This window comes from Corynebacterium kroppenstedtii DSM 44385 (assembly GCF_000023145.1).
Taxonomy (GTDB): domain Bacteria; phylum Actinomycetota; class Actinomycetes; order Mycobacteriales; family Mycobacteriaceae; genus Corynebacterium; species Corynebacterium kroppenstedtii.
In genome coordinates this window covers 1,426,608-1,449,663 of the sequence record NC_012704.1, presented here as the reverse complement: position 1 = coordinate 1,449,663, position 23,056 = coordinate 1,426,608, and the positions used below count along the sequence as shown (strand labels likewise).

The 23,056-nt window shown below is 57.4% G+C and carries 18 protein-coding genes; 13 read left to right on the top strand and 5 right to left on the bottom strand.

Annotation, left to right across the window (positions count from 1 at the left end):
• Positions 1 to 3: 3 nt before the first annotated feature.
• The gene (locus CKROP_RS06010; RefSeq protein ID WP_012731850.1) at positions 4 to 1,434 is read right to left on the bottom strand and encodes an MFS transporter; all 1,431 of its coding nucleotides are present in this window, start codon (positions 1,432 to 1,434) and stop codon (positions 4 to 6) included.
• A 218-nt stretch (positions 1,435 to 1,652) separates the two neighbouring features.
• On the opposite strand from CKROP_RS06010, the gene solA reads away from it, so the two are divergent.
• Together solA and CKROP_RS06000 are read left to right on the top strand one after the other, a co-directional pair.
• A complete protein-coding gene (solA, locus tag CKROP_RS06005) occupies positions 1,653 to 2,915 on the top strand; it encodes an N-methyl-L-tryptophan oxidase (protein WP_012731849.1) in 1,263 nt (420 codons plus the stop codon).
• A gap of 241 nt (positions 2,916 to 3,156) precedes the next feature.
• Positions 3,157 to 5,097, top strand: a complete 1,941-nt coding sequence (locus CKROP_RS06000) for a sigma factor-like helix-turn-helix DNA-binding protein (protein WP_041628843.1) — start codon at positions 3,157 to 3,159, stop codon at positions 5,095 to 5,097.
• On the opposite strand, the gene CKROP_RS05995 is transcribed toward CKROP_RS06000, so the two are convergent.
• Entirely contained in the window at positions 5,094 to 6,350 is a 1,257-nt protein-coding gene (locus CKROP_RS05995) for a YkvI family membrane protein (RefSeq protein ID WP_012731847.1), read from the bottom strand. The two genes, CKROP_RS06000 and CKROP_RS05995, sit on opposite strands and share 4 nt — an antisense overlap.
• A gap of 156 nt (positions 6,351 to 6,506) precedes the next feature.
• Here CKROP_RS05995 and CKROP_RS05990 point away from each other — a divergent pair, with 156 nt between their 5' ends.
• Positions 6,507 to 7,373: a diacylglycerol/lipid kinase family protein gene (locus CKROP_RS05990; protein ID WP_012731846.1), complete on the top strand. Its 867-nt coding sequence runs from the start codon at positions 6,507 to 6,509 to the stop codon at positions 7,371 to 7,373.
• Positions 7,374 to 7,562: 189 nt separating this feature from the next.
• Positions 7,563 to 8,792: an Nramp family divalent metal transporter gene (locus tag CKROP_RS05985; RefSeq protein ID WP_012731845.1), complete on the top strand. Its 1,230-nt coding sequence runs from the start codon at positions 7,563 to 7,565 to the stop codon at positions 8,790 to 8,792.
• Between the two features lie 24 nt (positions 8,793 to 8,816).
• Here CKROP_RS05985 and CKROP_RS05980 read toward each other — a convergent pair whose 3' ends face one another.
• Complete coding sequence (locus CKROP_RS05980) at positions 8,817 to 9,569, bottom strand: IclR family transcriptional regulator (protein WP_012731844.1); 753 nt, start codon at positions 9,567 to 9,569, stop codon at positions 8,817 to 8,819.
• A 193-nt stretch (positions 9,570 to 9,762) separates the two neighbouring features.
• Here CKROP_RS05980 and leuC point away from each other — a divergent pair, with 193 nt between their 5' ends.
• Positions 9,763 to 11,217 carry a 3-isopropylmalate dehydratase large subunit gene (gene leuC / locus CKROP_RS05975; RefSeq protein ID WP_148209737.1) on the top strand — a complete coding sequence of 485 codons (1,455 nt, stop codon included), beginning with the start codon at positions 9,763 to 9,765 and terminating at the stop codon, positions 11,215 to 11,217.
• Positions 11,218 to 11,316: 99 nt separating this feature from the next.
• On the top strand, positions 11,317 to 11,904 hold the full coding sequence (gene leuD, locus CKROP_RS05970; RefSeq protein ID WP_012731842.1) for a 3-isopropylmalate dehydratase small subunit: 588 nt from the start codon (positions 11,317 to 11,319) through the stop codon (positions 11,902 to 11,904).
• Positions 11,905 to 11,963: 59 nt separating this feature from the next.
• Here leuD and CKROP_RS05965 read toward each other — a convergent pair whose 3' ends face one another.
• Complete coding sequence (locus CKROP_RS05965; RefSeq protein WP_012731841.1) at positions 11,964 to 13,073, bottom strand: NUDIX hydrolase; 1,110 nt, start codon at positions 13,071 to 13,073, stop codon at positions 11,964 to 11,966.
• Between the two features lie 220 nt (positions 13,074 to 13,293).
• On the opposite strand from CKROP_RS05965, the gene CKROP_RS05960 reads away from it, so the two are divergent.
• Together CKROP_RS05960 and CKROP_RS05955 are read left to right on the top strand one after the other, a co-directional pair.
• Complete coding sequence (locus CKROP_RS05960) at positions 13,294 to 14,292, top strand: NAD(P)H-dependent glycerol-3-phosphate dehydrogenase (protein WP_012731840.1); 999 nt, start codon at positions 13,294 to 13,296, stop codon at positions 14,290 to 14,292.
• A gap of 179 nt (positions 14,293 to 14,471) precedes the next feature.
• Positions 14,472 to 15,548 (top strand): D-alanine--D-alanine ligase family protein, encoded by a 1,077-nt coding sequence (locus CKROP_RS05955; protein ID WP_041629397.1) that lies wholly within the window; start codon positions 14,472 to 14,474, stop codon positions 15,546 to 15,548.
• A gap of 36 nt (positions 15,549 to 15,584) precedes the next feature.
• On the opposite strand, the gene CKROP_RS05950 is transcribed toward CKROP_RS05955, so the two are convergent.
• On the bottom strand, positions 15,585 to 16,673 hold the full coding sequence (locus CKROP_RS05950; RefSeq protein ID WP_012731838.1) for a DUF3515 domain-containing protein: 1,089 nt from the start codon (positions 16,671 to 16,673) through the stop codon (positions 15,585 to 15,587).
• Between the two features lie 166 nt (positions 16,674 to 16,839).
• On the opposite strand from CKROP_RS05950, the gene CKROP_RS05945 reads away from it, so the two are divergent.
• The 5 genes from CKROP_RS05945 to CKROP_RS05925 all read left to right on the top strand — a co-directional run bounded on the left by CKROP_RS05945 (position 16,840) and on the right by CKROP_RS05925 (position 22,985).
• Complete coding sequence (locus tag CKROP_RS05945) at positions 16,840 to 17,838, top strand: thiamine-phosphate kinase (RefSeq protein ID WP_041628842.1); 999 nt, start codon at positions 16,840 to 16,842, stop codon at positions 17,836 to 17,838.
• A gap of 49 nt (positions 17,839 to 17,887) precedes the next feature.
• On the top strand, positions 17,888 to 18,562 hold the full coding sequence (locus CKROP_RS05940; protein ID WP_012731836.1) for a uracil-DNA glycosylase: 675 nt from the start codon (positions 17,888 to 17,890) through the stop codon (positions 18,560 to 18,562).
• Complete coding sequence (locus CKROP_RS05935; RefSeq protein WP_041628841.1) at positions 18,547 to 20,364, top strand: DAK2 domain-containing protein; 1,818 nt, start codon at positions 18,547 to 18,549, stop codon at positions 20,362 to 20,364. The genes CKROP_RS05940 and CKROP_RS05935 overlap by 16 nt, the downstream gene beginning before the upstream one ends.
• Positions 20,364 to 22,703: an ATP-dependent DNA helicase RecG gene (locus CKROP_RS05930; protein ID WP_081429419.1), complete on the top strand. Its 2,340-nt coding sequence runs from the start codon at positions 20,364 to 20,366 to the stop codon at positions 22,701 to 22,703. Before CKROP_RS05935 ends, CKROP_RS05930 begins: the two co-directional genes overlap by 1 nt.
• Before the next feature lie 72 nt (positions 22,704 to 22,775).
• Positions 22,776 to 22,985, top strand: coding sequence for an acyl-CoA carboxylase biotin carboxyl carrier protein subunit (locus tag CKROP_RS05925; RefSeq protein WP_041629395.1), 210 nt, complete (start codon positions 22,776 to 22,778; stop codon positions 22,983 to 22,985).
• Positions 22,986 to 23,056 lie beyond the last annotated feature (71 nt).

Genomic DNA, 23,056 nt, shown 5'->3' with positions numbered 1-23,056 from the left:
AACCTATCCTCTCTTTAATTCGTGTTTACTAGTTTCGCGTGCTGCAAGGACCGCAAAAAATGTGACGACGGCCGCTGCCATGAGATAAAAGCCGGGTGCGAGATCTGATCCCGTCCAGCCGATTAGCAGCGTGGCAACCATCGCTGCGCTTCCACCGAAAACCGCATTGGCGGCGTTAAAGGTCAGAGCAAAACCGCTCAGCCGAACCTTGGTGCTGAATTGCTCGGAAAGGAACGAGGGCAAAACACCGTCGTTAAGAGCGAGGGCCATTCCCATGCACAACTGGATCACAATGACGAGGAACAATCCCGCACCGTCAAGGAGCATGAATGCCGGAACAATGGTGACGACAAAAGCAATGGACGCGGTGAGCATAATCCTCTTGCGGCCTACTCGGTCGGATAGCCATCCGGTGAAGAGGACGCTGAAGATATAGGCAAACAGAGTGACCGACGTGGCAATGAAGGAATCCGTGTGATTCTGCCCTAATTCTTCGCTCAGATACGTAGGCAAATATGACAGGATGACATAAAACCCGATCGCATTCAGCAAGGATGCGGCAAGAGCGATACCGAGAGCCTTGGGTTCCTTCCACACCATGGCCAGGGGAGATTTCTGGGGTTCACCAGTGCCGACGGCAACTTCCTCCGATTCCTGTGCGCGCTGGAATTCATTGGTCTCATCCATGTGACGACGGATCCACAGCCCTATGAGCCCGAGGGGAGCGGCGAGGAGGAAGGGGATCCGCCAGCCCCACGAGTGCAGATTCGCGTCGGAAAGAATTCCATTAAGCAGCGCGGCGAGTAAAGAGCCGAGGAGTAATCCCGACGCGGTGGACGCCGGCACGATGGCGGCATAGAGCCCGCGACGACCGGATGGTGCGATTTCGGTAAGCATTGTTCCTGCACCGGCATATTCTCCGGCGGCGGAGAACCCCTGGACGAGGCGAAGCGCGAGGAGAAGGAGCGGGGCGAGAATACCGATGTGGTCGTAACCGGGAAGGAAAGCGATGCACATGGTGGCGCCGGACATCAGAAGAATTGACCACGACAGAGTTGTTTTGCGCCCGAGGCGATCGCCGATATGTCCCCAAAAAATCGCCCCGATGGGCCGGATGAGGAAGCTGATGGCGAAGAGCCCGAAAGTGAGAACAAGCCCGACATTGGAGTCCGATTCAGGGAAGAAAACCGAGGCGATGACGACGGCGAGGTAGCCGTACATGGCGTAGTCGAACCACTCGATGAAGTTACCGATAAAGCTAGAGGTGACAGAGCGACGAATGTTCGTACGGGAATGTTCCTCCGCACCTGCTAGGTCGACGATTGTGTTTTCTCCTTCTGGTGCGGTTTTTCCTGCGGGGCTGAGTCCATGGCGACTCGGGGTTGTCGTTACGGCGGAATCTGAGGAATCCGTCGTTATTGGTGGAGCATTCATGTGTTTTCCGCTCCTTTCTTGCGCCGCGGGAGGGCGCAGTATGCGGTGCACCGGCGCGGAAGCGAACCAACCGGTAATTGAAATCTAAGTAGCCTTAGTTACTGATTTATTTCAGGTTAGTGATCTTTGAGTTTCTGTCTTGTCTTTTTGTTAAAACTATTGACGAAATTGAAGATTTCGATTCCATTGGAAATGGCTCGTGTCTGAGAATAAAGAGCATGACGAACAATCACGGTTTTGACGCAGATGACGGTTTTGACGCGGACGTCATTGTTGTGGGTTTGGGTTCGATGGGATCTGCTGCCGCGGATCGGCTGAGTGAACGAGGGCAGAAGGTCTTAGGCTTCGAGCAGTTTCATCGCGGTCACGACAATGGATCCCACCATGGTGGATCGAGGATCATTCGGATGAGCTATTTTGAGCATCCGGATTATGTGCCACTGTTACGGCGGGCTTTCGAGCTGTGGGACGAGCTGGAAGCAGATAGCCAGCAGCGAGGGTGGGAGCAGCTTGTCCATTACACAGGCGGTTTGTACGCGGGACCGCCCGGTTGCACCACGGTGGAGGGGTCGCGGATCTCTGCGGTTGAGCATGGGGTTGACCACGAATTACTTTCTGCCGACGACATTCGCGCTCGTTTTCCCCACTTTGCGGTAAAGGACGATGAGGTGGCGGTGTTCGAGAAGCGTGCGGGTTTCGTTCGCCCGGAGTTAACAGTTGCCTTACAGCTGGCCCGAGCGGAAGAACGTGGCGCAGTGCTACGTCATCGCCACAAGGTGTTGAACATTGAGCCAAAGGACGGTGGGGTTGCTGTGACGGTCGCTGGAGCCGTCGGCAAGGAAGGAAAGCCCGGCACACAAAAGTACGGGGAGCCAGAGGTCTTTACTGCCCGAACAGCGGTGATCTGCCCAGGTGCCTGGGCGCCCGGTCTGTTTGAAGAGACGGGCATTCCGCAGCGTGCGGAGCGCCAGGTCATGCACTGGTTTAGCCCAGGGGAGGAGTTCGCAGAATATGAACGGGGCCGGGTGTATATTCACGAGCGCGCCGACGAGCTCCAGATTTACGGTTTCCCGGCCGCGGATGGGGAAGAAGCAGGGGCTAAGGTGGCGTTTTTCCGCAATGGTCGGACGGTTGACCCGGACCAGTTGGATCGGGAGGTCACTGACGCTGAGATCAATGAGATGCGGGAGCGTCTGCTGACTTTTGTGCCGGCCCTCGGCCGCGGGGAGCATCGGAATAGTCGGGCCTGCATGTACACCACCACGCCTGACGAACATTTCGTGATTGGCCGGCGCCCCCAGTGGAATGATCCGAACATCATTATTGCGTGCGGGTTTTCGGGGCACGGTTTTAAATTTGTTCCAGCCATCGGCGAGGTTCTTGCGGACCTTGCTACCGACGGTCGTACGGATCATCCCATTGACCTTTTCGACCCATTACGCTTCACCGAGGTTCGAGCTGCGGTGTCACAGGAAGTGTGAGTAGGGCGTCCGATACTTCTCTTCGCCTCAGTGCTTTCTCATATTCCTTGCTGATCTATTTCTTGCCGACGTTTGTTTAGCGCGTTTCCCTTAATTACGCCCGCTCTTATTCTGCTCGAGCAGCGTCGGGGGATTAGGCTGTAAGGAAACCGGTGTTTCTGACGGTATTGGCAGGTAGTGGGCATGCATCGACCGGTAGTGAGTGCGCACTGACATGCATCCACGCGCGAGAAAGGTCCCTATGAGCGAAAACAATAACCTTTCCGACGAAACTCACGTCGACCAGCTCGGTCATGCATCTAGTCGTCTGGGCGATACTTTTTATGCTGACGATGATTCGAGTGACGCCTCGCCTTTACTGTTTTCCCCCGACCATGAAACATTCGCCAGGCAGGGACAGGATGACCAACCGCCTGATGAATCACGCACTGCGCTGGACATTCTGTCTTATCTCGCTGCCATGGAAGGATCCCTTCGCGGCGTAGTTGACCGCTACGGTGATGCGCCGACGTACATCAACGAAGCGGTTGACAACGCTCTGGCCTCGTCCGTTACGGCTTCTGATTCGTGGGCCATCGGCATCCCACCTGCGGAACGGGCTGCCCGCCTGCTGGAAACCATATTCGTTCAGTTTTCTGACCGAGAGCAGGAAATACTGTATCGACGCTACGGGGACGGCCACGAGGAAACACTAGAGAATATTGGCCACGCGGTTGGCCTGACCCGGGAGCGTATTCGTCAAATTTTGGCGGGACTGGATTCGACGATCAGTGAATCCATATCGCGAGGTCCCGTCGCCAACCTCCTTGCCGCAATGCGGTATCACGCGTATCCCGTCGGCACAGTGAAGGCGCTTTCCCAGAAATACCCGGAACTCGAACGAACTTTGCACGGTTGGGAAGCGCCCTTGTGGAAAATACTCGATGTTTTGGACGATCGTTTTTCTGTCGAACAAGGGTGGGTATGTTTTCCTAGCTTCGGCGAATGCCAAAAGAAGACGACAGAGTTACTCGACGATATGACCGACAAATACGGTGTCGTCTCTTTTAAAGAAATTCAGCGCATCAGCCATGTTCCGGAGGACGACCTGATCAAGTGGCTCGAGGGGTGTGGTGTCGCTGTTATTGGCGACCACGTGGTGGCGAATCCGACAACTGCGGTGAACCGAATTCAGGCTGCGCTCGATATTGCCGGTCATCCTCTTTCCCTTGATGAGATCGCGCATATGTGGGGCATTGGCCGGGCCCGTAGTTTGGCAAATGCTGCTTATTCTGAAGACTCAATTATCCGGATTAGTAAAACCAAGATCGCTTTACGGGAGTGGGGTCTGGACGAGTTCATTTCCATCCGGGATTTTATTGGTTCCCGTGTTGGTGATGAGTCGGCCGATCTTGATGACCTTATCTCTGAAGGAACGACAAAGTTTGGGGTATCGGCGTCGTCGATTCGTTCATATGCCAGTTCCGGTGAATTCCGTCTGGATGATGGAATTGTTAGCCGACGAAATGACGACATAGAACCCCACCGTCAGCCCGAGGATTCTCGAGGTCTCTATTGGCGCAATGGTCGGTGGCAATACCTCGTCACCGTGAATCATGACCACATGCGGGGCAGCGGAACCGGCGTCCCCGCCTGTGTCGCTCAGCTACTCGGATTGCAGTTGGGCCAACCTCGGCATATCCCCAGCGACGACGGTGACCAATCCGTCGCCTGGAACGCGACAGGAACAACAACAGGATCGATCCGGCGGCTTCTCGTCGCGCAAGGGATCATAGAGGGCGAACGGATTTGGATGGACTTCGGAAACGGCACATACTTCCGCATTGAGCCGGCCGCGCCGCGCGCACCGTTCCTCCTTGAAGACGAGGTATCTGCCGAACGCGAAGATCCAGGTTATACGCCCAATCCGCTACATGCTGGTGGGGTAGGGTTGGGCCCAGAGAGCCGTTCCATCACCATGGTCAACTTAGCCAACTACATGGGGATTTCCCACGATGAGATTGCTCAGCGGATCGACGACCTCGGCGGTGAGACCGGAAACACGATTGATCAAGTGTGTGAAAGCTTGGTTGCGGAGTACCTCGGGCTAGCACCCGATGCACCACGCCGCAGGATCGTTGCTCGGTTACGCCACCGCCATGACAAAGATGCCATCGCGATGGTCGAAGAGCTGTGGCTTTAACGATCCTCTTTATGCAGAGTTGCATCGGGATCTAATTTCCGACGCTCCTCCTGGGCAACCGTCGCGAAGAGTTTTTCACTATTAGCGTCGGAACCCTCGAGCTCGTGATTCAGTTCCATCGTGCTATCCACAGCGATATTGGGGTGGATGTACAGGTGGGTGAGCTGTCGAATTCGGTTACGACGTTCCTTTTCGCCGCGAATGAGCCGGCTCCAGCGAATGCGCCATGCAATAAACACGATTCCGACGAACGTTCCCAAGTATCCCAGGATGGGGAAAACAACCTGAATCAACGGTCCGAAACCGAACAAACTAATTGCCCAGCAAATAGTCAGAATAACGGCGAGGTTGATCTTCGGATGTGTGGGGAGGGCGACGTCGATACGCCGTGAGAAGGCGTAAAAATCGCCTAACGCGGTATTAAAAATCATGATCAGAATAATAATCTGAAGAATAATACCGGCGGCAGGGTTAATAGCGTGGGTAACCGACGCCATCGGAATATCTTTTCCTCCGGCATCTTTAACGTTGATGAAGAGCGTGACCGTCTCCATCAGCATCATGATTCCGATAATCGAGCCACCGATAAGACCGCCGATACCGACGTCGCGAAGCTTAGTGTGAGTACCGCCGATGACCAGTGACATTCCGATCGCGCACATCAAGGTCATGCCGGCACAGTTGATAGCCGACCACCACCACGGTGAAACAGGTGCGGCTTCTTTCTTACCTAATTCGCTAGCTGCGCTGAAGGAAAAGTCGTCAGGAACGTGAACGAGTGACCATACGAAAAGAATGATGACGGCAACAATCATCAGTGGCGTCACAATACCGATGATGTTGGATACCTTTTCCGCATCAAGGAAACAGACGAAGTACACGATGATCGCTAACCCAGCGGAACCCAGCCATCCGGGCAAACCGAAGGTCTGCTTCACGCTGGAGCCTGCTCCGGCCAGCATCATCATGCCCATGGTCACCATGGTTGCGGAGACACAGAGGTCCAAAATTCGTGATACTCGTGGGTGTGCAATGTTCTTAAAAACATGCCCGTGTTCGTCGGCAAGGAAATAGCTTCCGACCTGTAGAACAACCCATCCGAAAATAGCCATGAGTGCTCCAGTGATCACCACTCCTACCAGGCCAATTGACCCGAAGGCGATGAAATACTGGAGCATTTCTTTACCAGTGGCGAACCCGGCACCAACCAGGAGGCCAACAAATGCCATGGCAACAGCCATACTCTGTCTCATGAAAAGTCCTATTCGATCATGGGGCAACAGTTCTGTTAAGCCTACCTATGGGGTGTTGTTCTCGCCCACTCTTTGGGAGGATCTACTATTGGTGAAGCCTCATGGCGGCAGGATAAATGACCGAAATAATCTCGACACGACGACGACAGAAAAGACATGACACCAGTAACAATCCTCTTTAATCCCCACTCGACAGGTGACAGTGAAAAACGCGCACGACGGTTGGCTGACCAGCTTGAGGGGCTTTTTGAGGTCACTGTCGTCCCTACTCAATTTCAGGGACATGCCGAGAAAATAGCCGCCCAGATCACCAAAGAATCTGAGAGCATTCATGTCATCGTCTGTTCCAGCGGTGACGGAACATACAACGAAGTAGTCAATGGTGTTGTGAGTCATCCACATGACCACATTCGCACTGCTATCTTGCCGAGCGGTAATGCAAATGATCATTATCACGCATTGAGTAACGGCAAAGCCTTGGCACATCGCATTATTACCAGTGATTACACAGACATTGACGTCCTTAAATTGGTAAGTACTGGAAAAGATAATCTTGAGCGTTATGCCCACTCATATATCGGATTTGGTCTAACCCCTCATATCGGAGAAAAACTCACGGCGGCGCATTTGACCAAGTGGAATCAGGGATGGATTGTCATGAGGAACCTCTTCTCCGTGAAACCCGTGAAAATCATTCACGAAGGTCACCAGGAGAAATTCGATAATTTAGTATTCGCCAATGTCCCCAGGATGAGCAAAGTTATCAAAATTAGTGACCATACTTCGCTAACGAACGGGAAGTTCGATGTGGTGAAGCATAAAAGCCTGACACTGGCCATGCTGGTCGGCTACCTTTTCCGCGCCAGTACTTTGGGCCTCCACAACACCGACCGCGAGGAACGGTGGCATTTCATCTTGGAAAAGGACTCTCAGGTCCAGCTGGATGGGGAGGTCATGTACTTGTCTAAGTACGACGAGATCACTATCTCTGTTGTTCCCCACACACTGGCGTGTGCCGCGTGAGATCACGCACGTGAGGCTACGGAAGAGTATGTACTCATTACGGCGACGCAAAGCTGAACCGATAAGCTGAAACTCTCACGGAAGGAGTAGGTTACGTCAGATTCAGAGCAGGCAGTGCCGACGAATTCACTCGCTTCTCACAGCGGACGTCGACCATCCGGCACACCAGCCTCAGGTTCGTCCGACCCCATGTCACAGCCATCGGCATCTCCGTCGTCGAAGCGGCTTATCGGTCTGCTGGGCCCGGCTTTCATTGCAGCTATTGCCTACGTGGACCCCGGAAACGTTGCGGCGAACATCTCCTCTGGCGCAACCTACGGGTATCTGTTGGTGTGGGTGCTCGCGACCGCGAACCTGATGGCCATGATCATCCAGTATCAGGCCGCAAAGCTCGGAATCGTCACCGGGAAGAGCCTTCCCCAACTGCTAGGCCAGCGGCTTTCCCGACCGTGGCGAATCGCATATTGGCTACAAGCGGAAATTGTGGCGGCGGCTACTGACCTCGCAGAGATCATCGGTGGTGCCGTCGCCCTGCATTTATTGTTCGGGGTATCCCCGCTGACGGGCGGGATTATTGTCGGGGCCGTGTCGATGGCTCTGCTGTTAACGCAGGGAACCGCTCAAAAGGTATTCGAGCGGCTCATCATAGTAATGCTGGTCATTATCACTTTTGGTTTCCTTGCAGGTTTGTTTCTTGCGCCACCTAATCTCCGGGGGATCGCTGGCGGATTAGTTCCCCGGTTTGAAGGAAGCAATAGCGTGATACTCGCTGCCTCCATGTTGGGGGCGACGGTGATGCCTCACGTTATTTACTTACATTCGTCATTAGTTATTCATCGGCATGGTGCCGGCCATGAAGATCCCCACGTCATTCGTCGTTTATTAAAAGCGACCCGTATCGACATTATTATCGCGCTCGGAATCGCGGGGCTTGTGAATATCGGGCTCCTCTTGCTGGCTGCATCCGCCTTAAGTGGCCGGCACGGGACCGACACCATCGAAGGCGCCCATGCAGCTTTGAGCAGCGCATTAGGGCCTGTGATAGGTGTCATTTTTGCCATCGGGCTTTTGTTTTCCGGCCTCGCTTCGACGTCGGTCGGCGCATATGCGGGCTCCGAAGTGATGAAGGGGATGCTTCATTTCCAAGTGAAGCTGTGGATACGGCGCGCAATTACGCTCATTCCGGCGCTCCTCATTATTGGGCTGAGTATTGATGCCACCTATGCACTTGTTATTTCACAAGTCGTCTTAAGCTTTGGTATTCCGTTTGCCCTCATCCCGTTGCAAATGGTGACGGGCGGGAAAGTCATGGGGCAGTATCGAGATAAAGCGCTGAAATGGATTGGCGTTATTATCTCAGCGCTCATTATCGGTCTTAATATCGTCCTTATTGTGATGACTCTTCGCGGCCAAGCCTGACAAGCCTGATAAGCCTGAGAAAATTCACTGCAATGACTGGTTAATCCTTTTAGCTGCCTCGCGGATGAGGTTTCCATACAGTTGTTGTGGTGACGGTCGTAAGCGTTCCACAGGACCTGAAATAGACAAGGCCGCGACGACGCCCTGATTCGCGCGGATCGGCGTCGATACACTGGCTAAACTTGGGTCGCGTTCGCCGATTGATTCAGCGACGCCCGTCGTCCGTATCTCCGCGAGATCGTCTTCCGTAAAGGCGGCGTCGGGAATGATGGACTGAACCAATTCCTCCGGTGCCCAGGCCATTAACACTCGCGCAGCTGAACCGCGAAGTAGCGACATGCGCGCACCGACGGGAACAGTGTTCTGTAGCCCGCTGGCTGGTTCGATCGAGGCGATGCAGGTGCGGACATTGCCCGTAAGCCGATAAATCTGGACGGATTCGTTGGTTTTTTCCATCAGACTGCGCATGACCGTCATTCCGGCCTGGATAATTCGGTCCGAGCTGGCCGGGGATAATTCAGACAGCCCTGGTCCGGCTCTCCACCGGCCGTCTTTGTCTCGTTCGAGTAATCGGTGAACGTGGAGTGCTGTCAGTAATCGGTGTGCCGTTGCGCGAGGTAACCCTGTTGAGGAGCATATTTCGCTCAGATTCATGGGTTGGGCTGTCGCCGTGCGCAGGATGAGTAAGGATCGATCAAGAACTTTGATCCCACTATCGGGGTTGAAGGTCGCGTGATTGTCGTCGAGTTCGTTGTCAAAGTCGCTTAATTTTCCCATATTTTGATACTATCATTCTGCATAGTGAGACGCTCGGACGTCGGAACGGCAGCCGACACGACGGAAGGATTGGAGAATGACGAACTCCACCGCAGACAAAACCTCCGCAACCCCCGGAGCTTCTACCACTCGCACCCCATCGACGACGCTCTCGGACTCTGCTGAGGACGACCACAAGGACCGTCCGCGCACGATGGCGGAGAAAGTATGGGAAAACCATATTGTCTCACGCGGGGAAAATGGGGACCCTGACCTCATCTACATTGACCTGCACCTGGTTCATGAAGTGACCTCGCCTCAGGCGTTCGACGGTCTCCGTATGGCGGGCCGCCCGGTGCGCCGGCCTGACCTCACCATCGCCACCGAGGATCACAATGTCCCCACCATTGGGGTCAAGACCGGCGACGTTGCCGAAATCAAAGACATCACGTCGCGCACACAGGTCTCGACGCTACGGAAAAACGCCGAAGAATTCGGCGTCAAGCTCTTCCCAATGGGGAACCGCGAACAAGGCATTGTTCACGTGGTCGGGCCACAATTGGGGCTGACCCAGCCAGGGATGACGGTGGTGTGCGGGGACTCGCACACCGCAACCCACGGAGCTTTCGGAGCGATCGCATTCGGCATCGGAACTTCCGAAGTAGAACATGTGATGGCCACGCAGACCTTGCCCCTCAAGCCATTCAAAACAATGGCGGTTAATGTCGACGGGACCCTCCCTGAAGGAACGACGGGCAAGGACATCATCTTGGCTGTCATTGCGAAGATCGGAACCGGCGGCGGTCAAGGACACATCATTGAGTACCGCGGCGAAGCGATCCACCAGCTGTCGATGGAAGCCCGGATGACGGTGTGCAACATGTCGATTGAAGCGGGCGCGAGGGCCGGAATGATCGCTCCCGACGAGACGACGTTCAATTATATCAAGGGCCGTCCGCACGCTCCGAAGGATTGGGACGGTGCCGTCGAATATTGGAAATCGTTGAGGACCGACGATGACGCGGAATTCGACACCGTCGTTACCCTCGATGCCAGCGACATCACGCCCTTCGTCACGTGGGGAACAAACCCCGGCCAGGGCATTGCACTCGGGGAACCCGTTCCGGGGCCGGAAGACTTTACCGACGCAGAAGAAGCGTCGGCTTGTGAAAAAGCCCTGAAGTATATGGATCTCACCCCTGGGGTGTCGATGCGCGACGTTCCCATCGACGTTGTTTTCGTTGGATCGTGTACGAACGGCCGCATTGAAGACATGCGCGCGGCAGCCTCCGTCGTGAAGGGACGGAGAGTTGCCGACGGGGTCCGCATGCTGGTGGTGCCAGGATCCGCGCGCGTGAAGCAGCAAGCCGAAGAAGAAGGCCTGGACGCCATTTTCACCGAGGCTGGTGCCGAGTGGCGTCTGCCCGGGTGCTCGATGTGCCTGGGGATGAACCCTGACCAGCTTTCGCCAGGTCAACGTTGTGCGTCGACGTCGAACCGTAACTTTGAAGGCCGCCAAGGGCGGGGTGGACGGACGCACCTCGTGAGCCCCTATGTGGCCGCAGCTACTGCTGTTCAAGGTCGTTTTGCGTCGCCAGCAGATCTCAGTCCAGTAGGTAGCGCACACAGTGAGACGGCGTCACCGCAGAGCACCGCGACGAGTGCATAGAGCGGGGTAGCGGGAAGAACGCTGCGCACGCGCGCTTCAGAAAACCGCGCATAGGAAAACGCACACACCACGAACAACGCCACACAGAAAGGGTCGGTTATGGAGCAATTCATTAGCCACACTGGGGTGGGAGTTCCACTCCGGCGCTCCAACGTCGATACAGATCAGATAATTCCCGCCGTGTACCTGAAACGGGTCACGCGGACTGGATTTGAGGATGGACTATTCGCGCGATGGCGGGAAGACCCCGATTTTGTCCTCAACCAGGACACGTATAAGAACGGGTCGATTCTTGTTGCCGGGCCAGATTTTGGGACCGGATCCTCCCGCGAACACGCGGCCTGGGCCCTGATGGATTATGGGTTCCGCGTTGTTATATCGGCGCGGTTTGCCGATATTTTCCGCGGCAACGCAGGCAAGAACGGGCTTGTTGCCGCGCAAATGACCGAAGAAGATATCGAGTTGATCTGGAAGCTTCTGGATGAACAACCGGGCCGTACCATGACCGTCGACCTCGAAGAACGCACAGTCACGGTCGGCGATGCGGTGTTCGGTTTTGATATCGATGACCACACGCGGTGGCGGTTGATGGAGGGCCTCGACGACATTGCGCTTACGCTGCGCAATGAAGACGCCATTACGCAATACGAAAAGTCGCGGTCGCCGTTCATGCCGAGGACGATTTAGCGCCCAGCGTCCGGGGCCGGCACTCAGCGGGCCGCCATTTACCAGGGCATCCAGCGGCCCTATTTAATCGGCAGCGGGCTGGCGAAATAGTCCGCGCCGGATAGCTTCCCGTCGACAAAGGTCAGCACCCATGCGCTGGATTTCTTACACGGTATGTCGTCGATAGACACAGCCCCTCCCGACGACAACCAGGCAATGATCTCCGGAATCGCTTTGCCCTGGCTGACAATCGCGGACACTCCGCCATGCGTAATGATGTCCGAAATCCGTCGTTTCGCGTCGGCCATGTGCGCGTCCCAGCCGTTGTCGCCGAACAGCTCGTCGATAGTAATGTGCAGCCCCGAGCTCTGAGATAGTGGCTCGGCCGTGGTCTGACAGCGGATCGGATCTGCCGAATACAACCGGGTGATTCCAAACCCCGCCAATTCGCGGGGCAACATGTCGGCCTGACGGCGGCCTTTCCGGTCAAGGGGCCGGAGATTATCGTTACCGCCCCACCCCTCGCGCGGATGAGCATGAGCATGGCGGATAAGAATGATCCGGGATGTGGGGGAGAGAGCAATCTCGCGCGCCGTCTTCTCAAGGATCTCCGAGTCCACCTTGTACGTTGTGCGCTTCTTCGCTTCCTCTAACGGCAGCCATACCAGCTGGTCAACTTCGTCATTGTCCTCAAACGAACCACCAACGCACTCGGCCGTCCAGTAATACACCACCTTGGTCCTGCTCTTCACCGGATACGTCACCCGGCCCAGAAGTTTCCCCAGCGTGACGTCGTAACCGGTCTCCTCCTTGATCTCCCGAATAGCCGTCATGGGGAGTGTCTCGCCGGGATCCAGCTTCCCCTTCGCTAGCGACCAATCGTCATACCGCGGCCGGTGAATCAGGAGGACCTCGATGTCATCCACGGTCACAGTACTTGCCGACGAATCACGCGACGATTCATCAACAGCCGGTGTAGAAGAATCCGCTCCCTGCCGACGTCGCCACACGACGGCACCGGCGGCCAGCGTGATTTTGCCCAGCTCCCGGGCGGGATGACGGGCGATACCTTGCACGCGGCCCTCCGCGTCGGACCGGTGCTTCGTGTTTGTGCCACTTCCCTGTGATCCGGGCAGAGGAGCGTCGGCAAGAGTGGCTTGGTCTGACTGGGATGAACGTTTCTTCGACATAGTGATGTGTATCCTCCCGGGGATTCTGTGGAGTGAATCTATGTCAACGATAAGCGAGGAACTCAAACAATGGTGAGAGGTTAATCCGCGCGAGCCCGAATAGGGGCGGTTAGGCTGGATCCAAAAGACGAGCCGACACATACGGTGGGGAAGGGCACGGCACCCACACGATAGTGCGCATGACATAGGGTGCGCATGACGAAGGGAAGGATGGTCCGCAATGGTTGCAGTAGCGGTGATGGGGGCAGGATCGTGGGGAACCACGATGACGAAAGTGTTTGCCGACGCTGGAAACACGGTCAGACTGTGGGCCCGGCGCGACGAGGTGGCCGATGAGATTCAATCGACGCGGCGTAACCAGTGCTACCTCCCGGGCGTCGTTATCCCGGATGCTGTGACTGCGACGAGTGACCCCCGCGTGGCCTTGACGGATGCGGACATTGTTGTGCTGGGGGTTCCGTCCCATGCTGTTCGGGACAGCCTGACCCGCTGGAGGGATTTCCTTCCCGACGATGCGCTGATTGTGTCGCTGCCGAAGGGGCTTGAACGTGACACGGCGCGCCGGATGAGTGAGGTCATCGCGGAGGCTTCTGGGCGGCCGTCGGAGAAGATCGCCGTCCTGTCTGGACCTAATTTGGCTAAAGAGGTAGCGGACGAGCAGCCGGCGGCGACGGTGGTGGCCTGTACCGATCATGACAGTGCTAAACGGGTTCAGGAAGCGTGTACGACGGCGTATTTCCGGCCGTACACCAACACGGATGTCATTGGCTGTGAGATCGGGGGAGTAGCAAAGAATGTGATTGCTTTAGCTGCGGGGATGGCCGCTGGCCAGAACCTGGGTTTCAACACTGCAGCGACGATTATCACGCGCGGACTTGCTGAAACAGTGCGTCTCGGGACGGCTCTCGGCGCGAACCCTGCAACCTTTTCCGGCCTGGCCGGGCTCGGCGATTTAGTAGCAACCTGTAATTCACCGTTGTCCCGTAACAGGACATTCGGGGAGCACCTCAGTCAGGGAATGAGCCTCGAGGAAGCTCAAGAAGCGTGCCACGGGCAAGTCGCGGAGGGCGTCAACGCGTGCCGGGCAATTCAGTCGCTGGCCCGGGCCCATAGTGTCGACGTTCCCATCGCGGATGCGGTGGTCTCGGTGTGCTTCGACGGTGCCACCGTGAAAGAGAGCATCATGAACCTGATGGAGCGCGATACCAAAGCGGAGTAGTACCGCGACATCGCGTAGTGCCGCTACACTTAGTCCCCGTGACTACATCTGAACCTTCATCTGCCTCGTCGGCGGACATCACATCGCAGTCGGCATCGCCCCTGGTTGCTTCTACTCAATCAGGTCCGGGTGCTGGCGGGGAGCGCGACGAGAACAGCGGCCATAACGAGCACAGTCGCATCCGCGTCGCCGTCGTTTATGGTGGGCGTAGTTCTGAGCATTCCATTTCGTGTGTGTCTGCGGGCGCCGTGATTTCTCACCTGGACCCCGACCGTTACCAGGTCGTTCCGATCGGTATCACGAGAGATGGGCGCTGGGTAGTGGGGTCCTCGGATCCGAAAGAGCTATCCATTCGTGAGCGGCAGCTGCCGGAAGTGAAGGCCGGCACCAGCTTGTCGTTATCACTCGATCCGCAGCACGCTGGACGTTTTGTCTATGCGGATGGCCCCGACGTTGGTCAGGTCTTTGCGGACGTCGACGTCATTTTCCCTGTCCTTCATGGGGGTTTCGGTGAAGACGGTACCGTACAAGGGCTCTTCGACATGGCGTCCGTCCCGTATGTCGGTGCAGGTGTATTGGCGTCGGCGGCGTCGATGGACAAAGAGTTCACCAAGAAACTGGCCGCGGCGGAAGGGCTCCCCATTGGCCGTGACGTCGTCCTCCGCGAGACGCGCTCCCTGACCGAGGAGGAAAAGAATCTTCTGGGCCTGCCGGTGTTCGTGAAGCCTGCTCGAGGCGGATCCTCCATCGGTATTTCCAAGGTTGACCAGTGGGATGAACTTGATGACGCTCTCGATCTGGCGCGTCAGCATGATTCCAAGGTCATCGTAGAGTCCATGATTGTGGGCACGGAAGTGGAGTGCGGCGTTCTTCAGCGGCCAGATGGCACCGTTGAGGCCTCCCTTCCCGCGCAGCTCGAGGACACTGAGTCGGGTGACGAAGGGTTCTACGGTTTCGACACAAAGTACCTGGATAACGTCATTACAGCGCAGATTCCACCGCACTTTGACGACGACACCATCCGCCACATCCGCGAACTCGCTGTGGAGACCTTCCACGCCTTGGATTGTGAAGGCCTGGCACGCATTGATTTCTTCGTGACAGACCGTGGTCCGGTGCTGAACGAGATCAACACCATGCCTGGGTTCACGCCGATCTCGATGTATCCACAAATGTTTGGTGCGATGGGGATTGACTATCCCGACCTCTTGGATCTCCTGATTCAACGTGCGATGGTGGCCCACCCCGGGGCCTAACGATTTTTGGCTTAGCCTCCTGGCTTAGTCCCTCGTCTAGTCCCCGGACTTTTCCATATTCTTGCTGATTGCGTTGGACAGCGTTGTGATGACGCTGTTTCCCGACGACGCCGGCATCGAAAGAGCGACGATATCGCTGTATCCCAGGGCGTACCAGGTGTTATCCGTTGCCGACGTGGAAGTGTTCTCGGGCGCGTTCTGCGCTGAGCTGTCCGTCGAATCCCCCGAGGAATCCTCCGCCTCGGGCTGGTTACCGGGCGTTCCGTCGCTAAACCACGGAACATCATTAATCTGTTGGAGCTGAGCCCCAGCATGGTAGCTCTCGGGCTGCTGTACTCCGCACCTCACGACGACCGGGTCGCGCCGGGGTGCCGTCCACGCTGCCATTCCGTCGGGAAGATCGTTCCCCAGCGCGTCCTTTGTCGTACGTTGTAACGTGCCGAAGTGATCGGGGAGCGCGTCGAGGACACTACGACATTGCTTGCCACGAGCCGCCTCATCCGTGACGGGGAGCGTGGATAACGGCGTCTGAGCTGGACGCGCGGTTGCCGACGCGTCCGACACCGGGTTGTGGTGAAGCGCCCCAGAAAGATCGCTTAAATCATCTGCCACATCCTCGGGCCCAGTGACAGCAACTTCTTGCGCGCGCCCGAGCGTGTACCAGGTCACGGAATCCGTGACGGGTTTATTGCCGCCGCGGGCGTCGGCAATGCCTAACCAGCGAATACCCTCCGACTTGCCGCCGGATTCGTCCTCGCCGTGTTCTTCCGTCGTCGATAATGCTGTGTAGGAATCGGGCGGCTGAACCCCGCAGCGCAGCGTTATGCGATTGTCGCCATCCATCCAGACAGCGGCACCATCAGGGGCTGGGTCTGCCAGCGATACCCGATCATACGAGCCGAGGTGGTCGGGGAGGTTATCGATAAGACTGCTGCATTCCGCCGACGACGCACCCGGTGCGTCGATGGTGTTGAGAGTGACGGGCTGGTGCTCGGCGTGGTCGTACGCAATTCGCGCAGCAATGATGACACCGACGACTAACCCGACGGCCAAGACGAGGGAAATGATCGTCCCCGGGCCGGTGAGTCGTTGGATTTCGTCTGTAGTCGGCTGGTCATCAGACATAATTTCTCAGTGTACTGGTGGTAGATTGCTGCTCGGGTGCCAGTGGCGGTTCTGTAGCTGCCCCGGAGCGCGCTCGGTGTGTCCCGGTGTGTCTCGGAGCGTCAACGGCCGATTGTTACGGAATCAATTATCATCATGTCGATAGTCGCGCCGAGATGAGAGAGTAATGGGACAACCTATACATAGCCTTGGTGAGCGGGGCGTGATCGACGCCATCCGCTCAGCCGCTCCTTCCGACATGAACGGTGATGACGCTGCCGTCCTCTCTCCGTCATCGTTTGCGTCGAAAACGGTGTGTAGCACGGATCTTTTGGTGGAGGGCCAGCATTTTCGGGGTGATTGGTCGACGCCTTACGACGTGGGCCGCCGTGCTGTGGTGCAAAATTTCGCGGATATCGAAGCGATGGGTGCGCGCCCGGTCGCTCTGCTTTTAGGAGTTGCTGCGCCACCAGAGCTGGATAGTGACGTTCTCACCGGGATTGCCAAGGGCATTGCCGACGAGGCCGGCCGGTGGCCCGCGGAACTGGTTGGGGGAGATGTGGTGACCAGCGAGCGGTTGACGCTTAGCATCACCGCGATCGGTGAGCTGGCAGGGCCCGCCCCGGCCTTGTCGCTATCAGGTGCTCATCCGGGGCAAACGCTCATAGCTAGTGGACGGTTGGGGTACTCGGCAGCGGGTTGGGCGCTGCTTGAGCATTTTGGTTCGCCCGACGCCATTCCCGATTCAGAGCACCTTCAGACGCTGGTGGACGCTTTTCGCGTCCCCTCTTTGGCTCGGGCGCGGGGCACGGTGGCACGGTCCACCGGAGCCACAGCGATGACGGATAACTCGGATGGGCTTGTTGTTGACCTCTCGACGATGGCTCGGGCCAGTCACGTCACGATTGACCTCGATAAGGACGCGATCGCGCCGGATCCGGCTGTGCGTGAAGCGGCTCGCTTGCTGGGCCGCGACCCCATGGAATGGATATGCCAGGGCGGTGAGGACCACGCTCTTCTCGCCACCACCGGGGCAGACATCCCGTCGGGCTTCCGCTTCCTCGGCCGCGTCCACAAACAGGGTGCCGAGCCGTTAACTATCGACGGTCAGTCGCCGACGTTCACATTAGGGTGGGATCCTTTCGGGGAAGAGTCTTTTGGCAGCGACTCGTCCGATAGAGAGTAATACCGAAGAGTGTGGAGTCCGCCGGGCCAGCGTCGCTAAAGTGTGAACCATGACCCTGCAAACACCGTTACCGATCCACGACAGCTGGAAAGAGCCACTGGATCCCGTCACCGACCGGATCCACGAGCTCGGCGATTTTTTGCGAGAGGAAAACGCAGCCGGCCGTGGATACTTGCCAGCAGGGACCGACGTGTTGCGGGCATTCACCTACCCATTCGACCAGGTCAAGGTCTTGATTGTGGGACAAGATCCATATCCGACACCTGGCCATCCGATGGGGTTGAGCTTTTCGGTTCACCCGGATGTCACACCGATTCCCCGCAGTTTGGCGAACATTTTCCGAGAATTACAGGAGGATATCGGATGCCCGGCCCCTTCCACTGGGGATCTAACGTCGTGGTCGGAACATGGTGTTGCGTTATTTAACCGGGTTCTCACTGTGCGACCCGGCCATTCGGGATCGCACCGTGGCAAGGGATGGGAAGAAGTAACCGAGTGCGCCATCAAAGCGCTGGCTGAAAGGGATCGCCCGCTGGTCGCCATATTGTGGGGACGAGACGCACAGAATACCGCGAAATGGTTGGGGAACACCCCGACCGTCTGCTCCCCGCATCCATCGCCACTATCGGCGAGCCGGGGATTCTTCGGTTCACGCCCGTTTAGCCGGGCCAATGAGCTATTGGTTAACCAAGGTGCGGAACCCGTCGAATGGGCACTTCCATGACGAATTCGCTGCCTGACGCCATTGACTCCACCACGCTTCAGCGGTGGGCTCGTGCCTGCGCTCACACCCTGGCTCGGCAGAAGGAAGAGATTAATCGCCTGAATGTTTTCCCGGTGCCGGATTCCGATACTGGGTCGAATATGGCTTTTACGATGGCGTCGGCCGTGTCGGCATTGGATCATGCTCTTCGCGAGCGGGAGATGAAAAAGAGCAGGTCGCGTGCTGGAAATGGTGCTCAGAGCGGTACGGACTTAACTACCGATGCAAGCTTAACGACGTCCGAAGCGGCCATAGCCCTAGCTATTGGAGCGACGAAGGGGTCGCGCGGAAATTCAGGTGTTGTTCTTTCTCAACTGCTTCGAGGGCTCGCCGAGTCTGCACAAGCCGGGCCTTTGAACGGTACTTCGGTATGTGACGCGTTATCGAATAGTTTGCGTTTCGTGCAGGCTGCCATCGTGAACCCGGTCGAGGGAACAGTTATCACCGTGTTGCGGTCCGCGGCTGCTGCAGCGACGTCGGCTGCTCAGTCGACCGACAGTGCGGGTGCGGTGGCACATGCTGCTAGGCTCGCCGCCAGCCGAGCTCTTGAACGCACCCCGTCGCAGCTTCCTGTTTTACGACGTGCCGGTGTTGTTGATGCCGGCGGGCGAGGTCTCGTCGTTTTGCTAGAAGAGCTGGAGCGCGTTCTTACCACGCGAGATGGCGATAGTTGGGATGGAGGCTTTAACGACGTTGACATTAACGCTTTCACGCCGGCGCACATTGGTGGAAAAAACTCGTGGACTAGCGATGGTGAATTGTCGACGGGGAGTAGGCAATTGCGCCCGGATTCGTCGGCCAGTGACCGGGTGAACGCCTCGCGAACTCCCGCGCCGGGCACGGGGAATGATGAAATCGGTGGCGGAAGTTCCAGTGTTGGAAATTCAGCACCGAATGCGTCGGCTTCACAGCTCGAAGTCATGTTTTTTATCGAGAACACGGACCTCGAGGATCTGCGGACGTTCTTAGTTCCCCTGGGCGATAGCCTGATTGTGGGCGCGCTGACGGACCATTCCGCGCGCATCCACATTCACACCAATCGGGCTGGCGACGTTATCTCTGGGGCTTATGAGCGCGGCGACGTGTCTAAACTCACGGTTGAGACGCTGCATCAGGTCTCTGCAGATCGTCCGTCCTCCTTGCAGACTGCTCGGCCACGGCTACGGTCCGTCTTAGCCGTGGTGCCGAGTGAGGATGCTGCCGCCTTCTTTGGTCGGGCCGGGGCGGACACCGTCGTCATAGAAGCAGATGAAAACGTCGCTGACCAGGATCAATACGGGGTTGTGCGTAAGGCCATCGAGAAAGAAGATGTTGATGAAGTAGTGCTCGTCACGAACGGCATCGTTGACCCCAACGAAGTGGATGGGCGCCTCGCGAATGTTGTCGTTGTTCCGGCGTCATCATTGTGCGCGGGTTTGGCTGCCATGGCGGTTCACGATCCGTCACAATCGCTCGACGCGGATGCTGCGGCTATGGTTGACGCGGCCCGGGGAACAACAACGATGACGCTGAGCTACGACGACTTGGGTCACCGTAGTGACGGAGAGTCCACCAGCGCCGAACTCCCACCGTCGCCCGAGGTTATCCGCGCTTGGAAAACCGTATCCGAGTTACTCGAGAAAGGTGGCGAACTCGTCACCGTCATTTCTGGCGACGATCATTGGTCGCAGGTAATGCAGTCCCTTCCACAGTCGGACACCTCGGAGTATTCGTTCTTCACGATCCCGAAGTGCGGTGCAGCTGTCATGATCGGTGTGGAGTAATGGTGACGTCCAACGGAGCACGCCGGACCAGCGTCGGCAGTAGGAAGGGGGCATACGTGCGCCCAATGATGGGATGGGAGCCACTCGTCGTTCCCCTGCCCGATTCTCTTCCCGACTCGACGCGCTCGCATTTAGCCGCCGTCGGGGTATCGACGGTTGCCGAGCTCGTGGAATGGTTCCCGCGTCGGTATGTCGAACCCGGGTCGACGTCGGACATGGGCTCTGTTGACGTGGGCACCACCGTGACTTTCGTGGGGGAGATCCTCCGCGGAAACAAGATCACGACCCGCACCCGAAAGCGCCTGTACACGGTGGTCATTACCGACGGCACCCAAACTATCAACGCCACGTTTTTTAACGCGTTCGCCCCGGCGCGGGACCTGGTGGTCGGAACCCGGGCTATTTTTGTGGGGACCGTCTCGGAGTATCGAGGGGCGCTGCAACTGGCTCATCCCGCCTACAAGGTGATTGATTTTGCGCAGGAGTGGACGTTAGACACTCAACCCGCCGATGAGCAGCCGAAACGAAGCTCTTCCCGAAACATTATTGATCGCGACACCGCGGCGCTGGTCACCAAGCTGCCGCTGTTGCCTATCTATCCGCTGAAGAGTGAATCATCGCGGTCTGCGTCGGCTACTGATGGTGATACGGGCAGTTCAAAGACGGGCAAACAATCAACGAAACGTCCAGCGAAGCGCTCAAAACCAGGTTCGAAGCGCCCGGTTCGTGTGGATTCGTGGACCGCGTTGGACGCGATTACCACCGTCCTCACCCATAGCGATCCCATCCCGGACCCTCTGCCGCGCGTGCCTACTGTGCAGGGCAAACTCCTGCCGTCGCTGGATCACGCCATCCGCGCGATGCACATGCCTTCTTCGTGGGCAGATCAAGCCATGGCCCGCAAGCGCCTCGCTTTTAACGAGGCCTTGGGATTGCAGTTGATTCTTGCTTCACGACGCCACGCTGCAGCGGACCGTCGCGCCCCGCAGTGCGCTCCTCGTGAGGACGGATACCGCGCCGAATTGTTAGCCGGCCTGCCCTTCGACCTGACCGATCAGCAACGCGCGGTCACGGAGGAGATTGGCGACGATATTGCCGCCACCAGACCGATGTGCCGACTACTCCAAGGCGACGTGGGGTCGGGCAAAACCATTGTTGCTCTGATCGCCATGCTTCAGGCGGTGGACGCGGGATGTCAGGCGGCGCTCTTAGCCCCCACTGAGGTGTTGGCCGCGCAGCACGCACACTCGCTGATGACGATGATGGCTAATGCCGGCGTTGCCGCCACGATTCGGCTGGTGACAGGGTCGATGTCGACGTCCTCCCGCCAAGAGACCCTCCTATCCCTCATGACCGGGGAGACGGACATCGTCGTTGGTACCCATGCGCTACTCAGCGACAATGTCGAATTCTTCAACCTCGGGTTGGTCGTCGTCGATGAGCAACATCGGTTCGGTGTTGAGCAGCGTGACCGGCTGCGCGGTCGGGGGCGTGACACGGAAGACGGGCCGCTCACTCCGCATCAGCTGGTGATGACCGCCACCCCCATTCCGCGTACCGTCGCTATGACCACTTTTGGGGATCTCAATGTCTCGACGATTACGGAGCTTCCCGGTGGTAGGAAACCTATCCAGAGTTCCGTCGTTCCGGAGTGGAAAAAGGGGTGGCTTGACCGCGCTTACCAGCGGATTCGAGAGGAAGTAGAGTCGGGCCGGCAGGCCTACATCGTGTGCCCGCGGATCCAAGGCGACGGTGGCGTGAACGATATGTACGAGAAGCTGACGGTTGGTCCTCTCCACGGGTTGCGGGTGGGGATGCTTCACGGGCAGCTGCCCAATCCCGACAAAGAACGCATCATGGGGAAGTTTTCGCGCGGCGACTGTGACGTGTTGATTTCGACGACCGTGATCGAGGTGGGCGTTGATGTTCCTAACGCAACGCTCATGTTGATCCGCGAAGCCGAGAACTTCGGCATCTCGCAGCTTCACCAGCTCCGTGGGCGGATCGGCCGGGGGAGTCATGCATCATGGTGCCTCTTCCACACCGCCCAGCCGGAAGATAGTGACTCATACCGACGTCTCCAGGGGGTTGCTGCCACCACCGACGGTTTTGCCCTCGCAGAATTAGACCTAGCCACCCGCAGCGAGGGCGACCTCGTCGGGGCTGATCAGTCCGGCAGGTCCACTCATATTCGACTTCTCGACGTCGTCCACGACGAGCCGCTGATCGAGGCGGCGAAAACCGAAGCTGAGCACATCGTGCAGACGGATCCTGGTCTCGCCCGACGGCTTAGCGAAGGCTATAGCAGTACTGAACGTGAGTTCTTGGGCAAAGGGTGAGTTACCCGGGGTAAGTTTTCCCCAGGTGAGGTGAACAAAGAGCAGTCCAACATGGACGGTAAAGTGAACCGCATGGACATTTGTGCGCCTTTCGCGGGAGTTGTTCACTACCACGTCACCCCGGGCCAGCGGGTAGAGCCTGGAGAAACCCTCGCAGTTGTCGAAGCTGTGAAACTAGAAGCTCCCGTGGTATCGCCCGTCGCCGGTACGGTAGGTTCACTTGATCGTGACGATTTTTCCAATGTTGACGGTGGCGACAGGATCGTAGCCATAACGGATTAGTTAGAAGTTCTTGCGTGGCGGTACAACGCAGTAGCGCACGCGGCAATACACACGGCCACACATACGCTGGC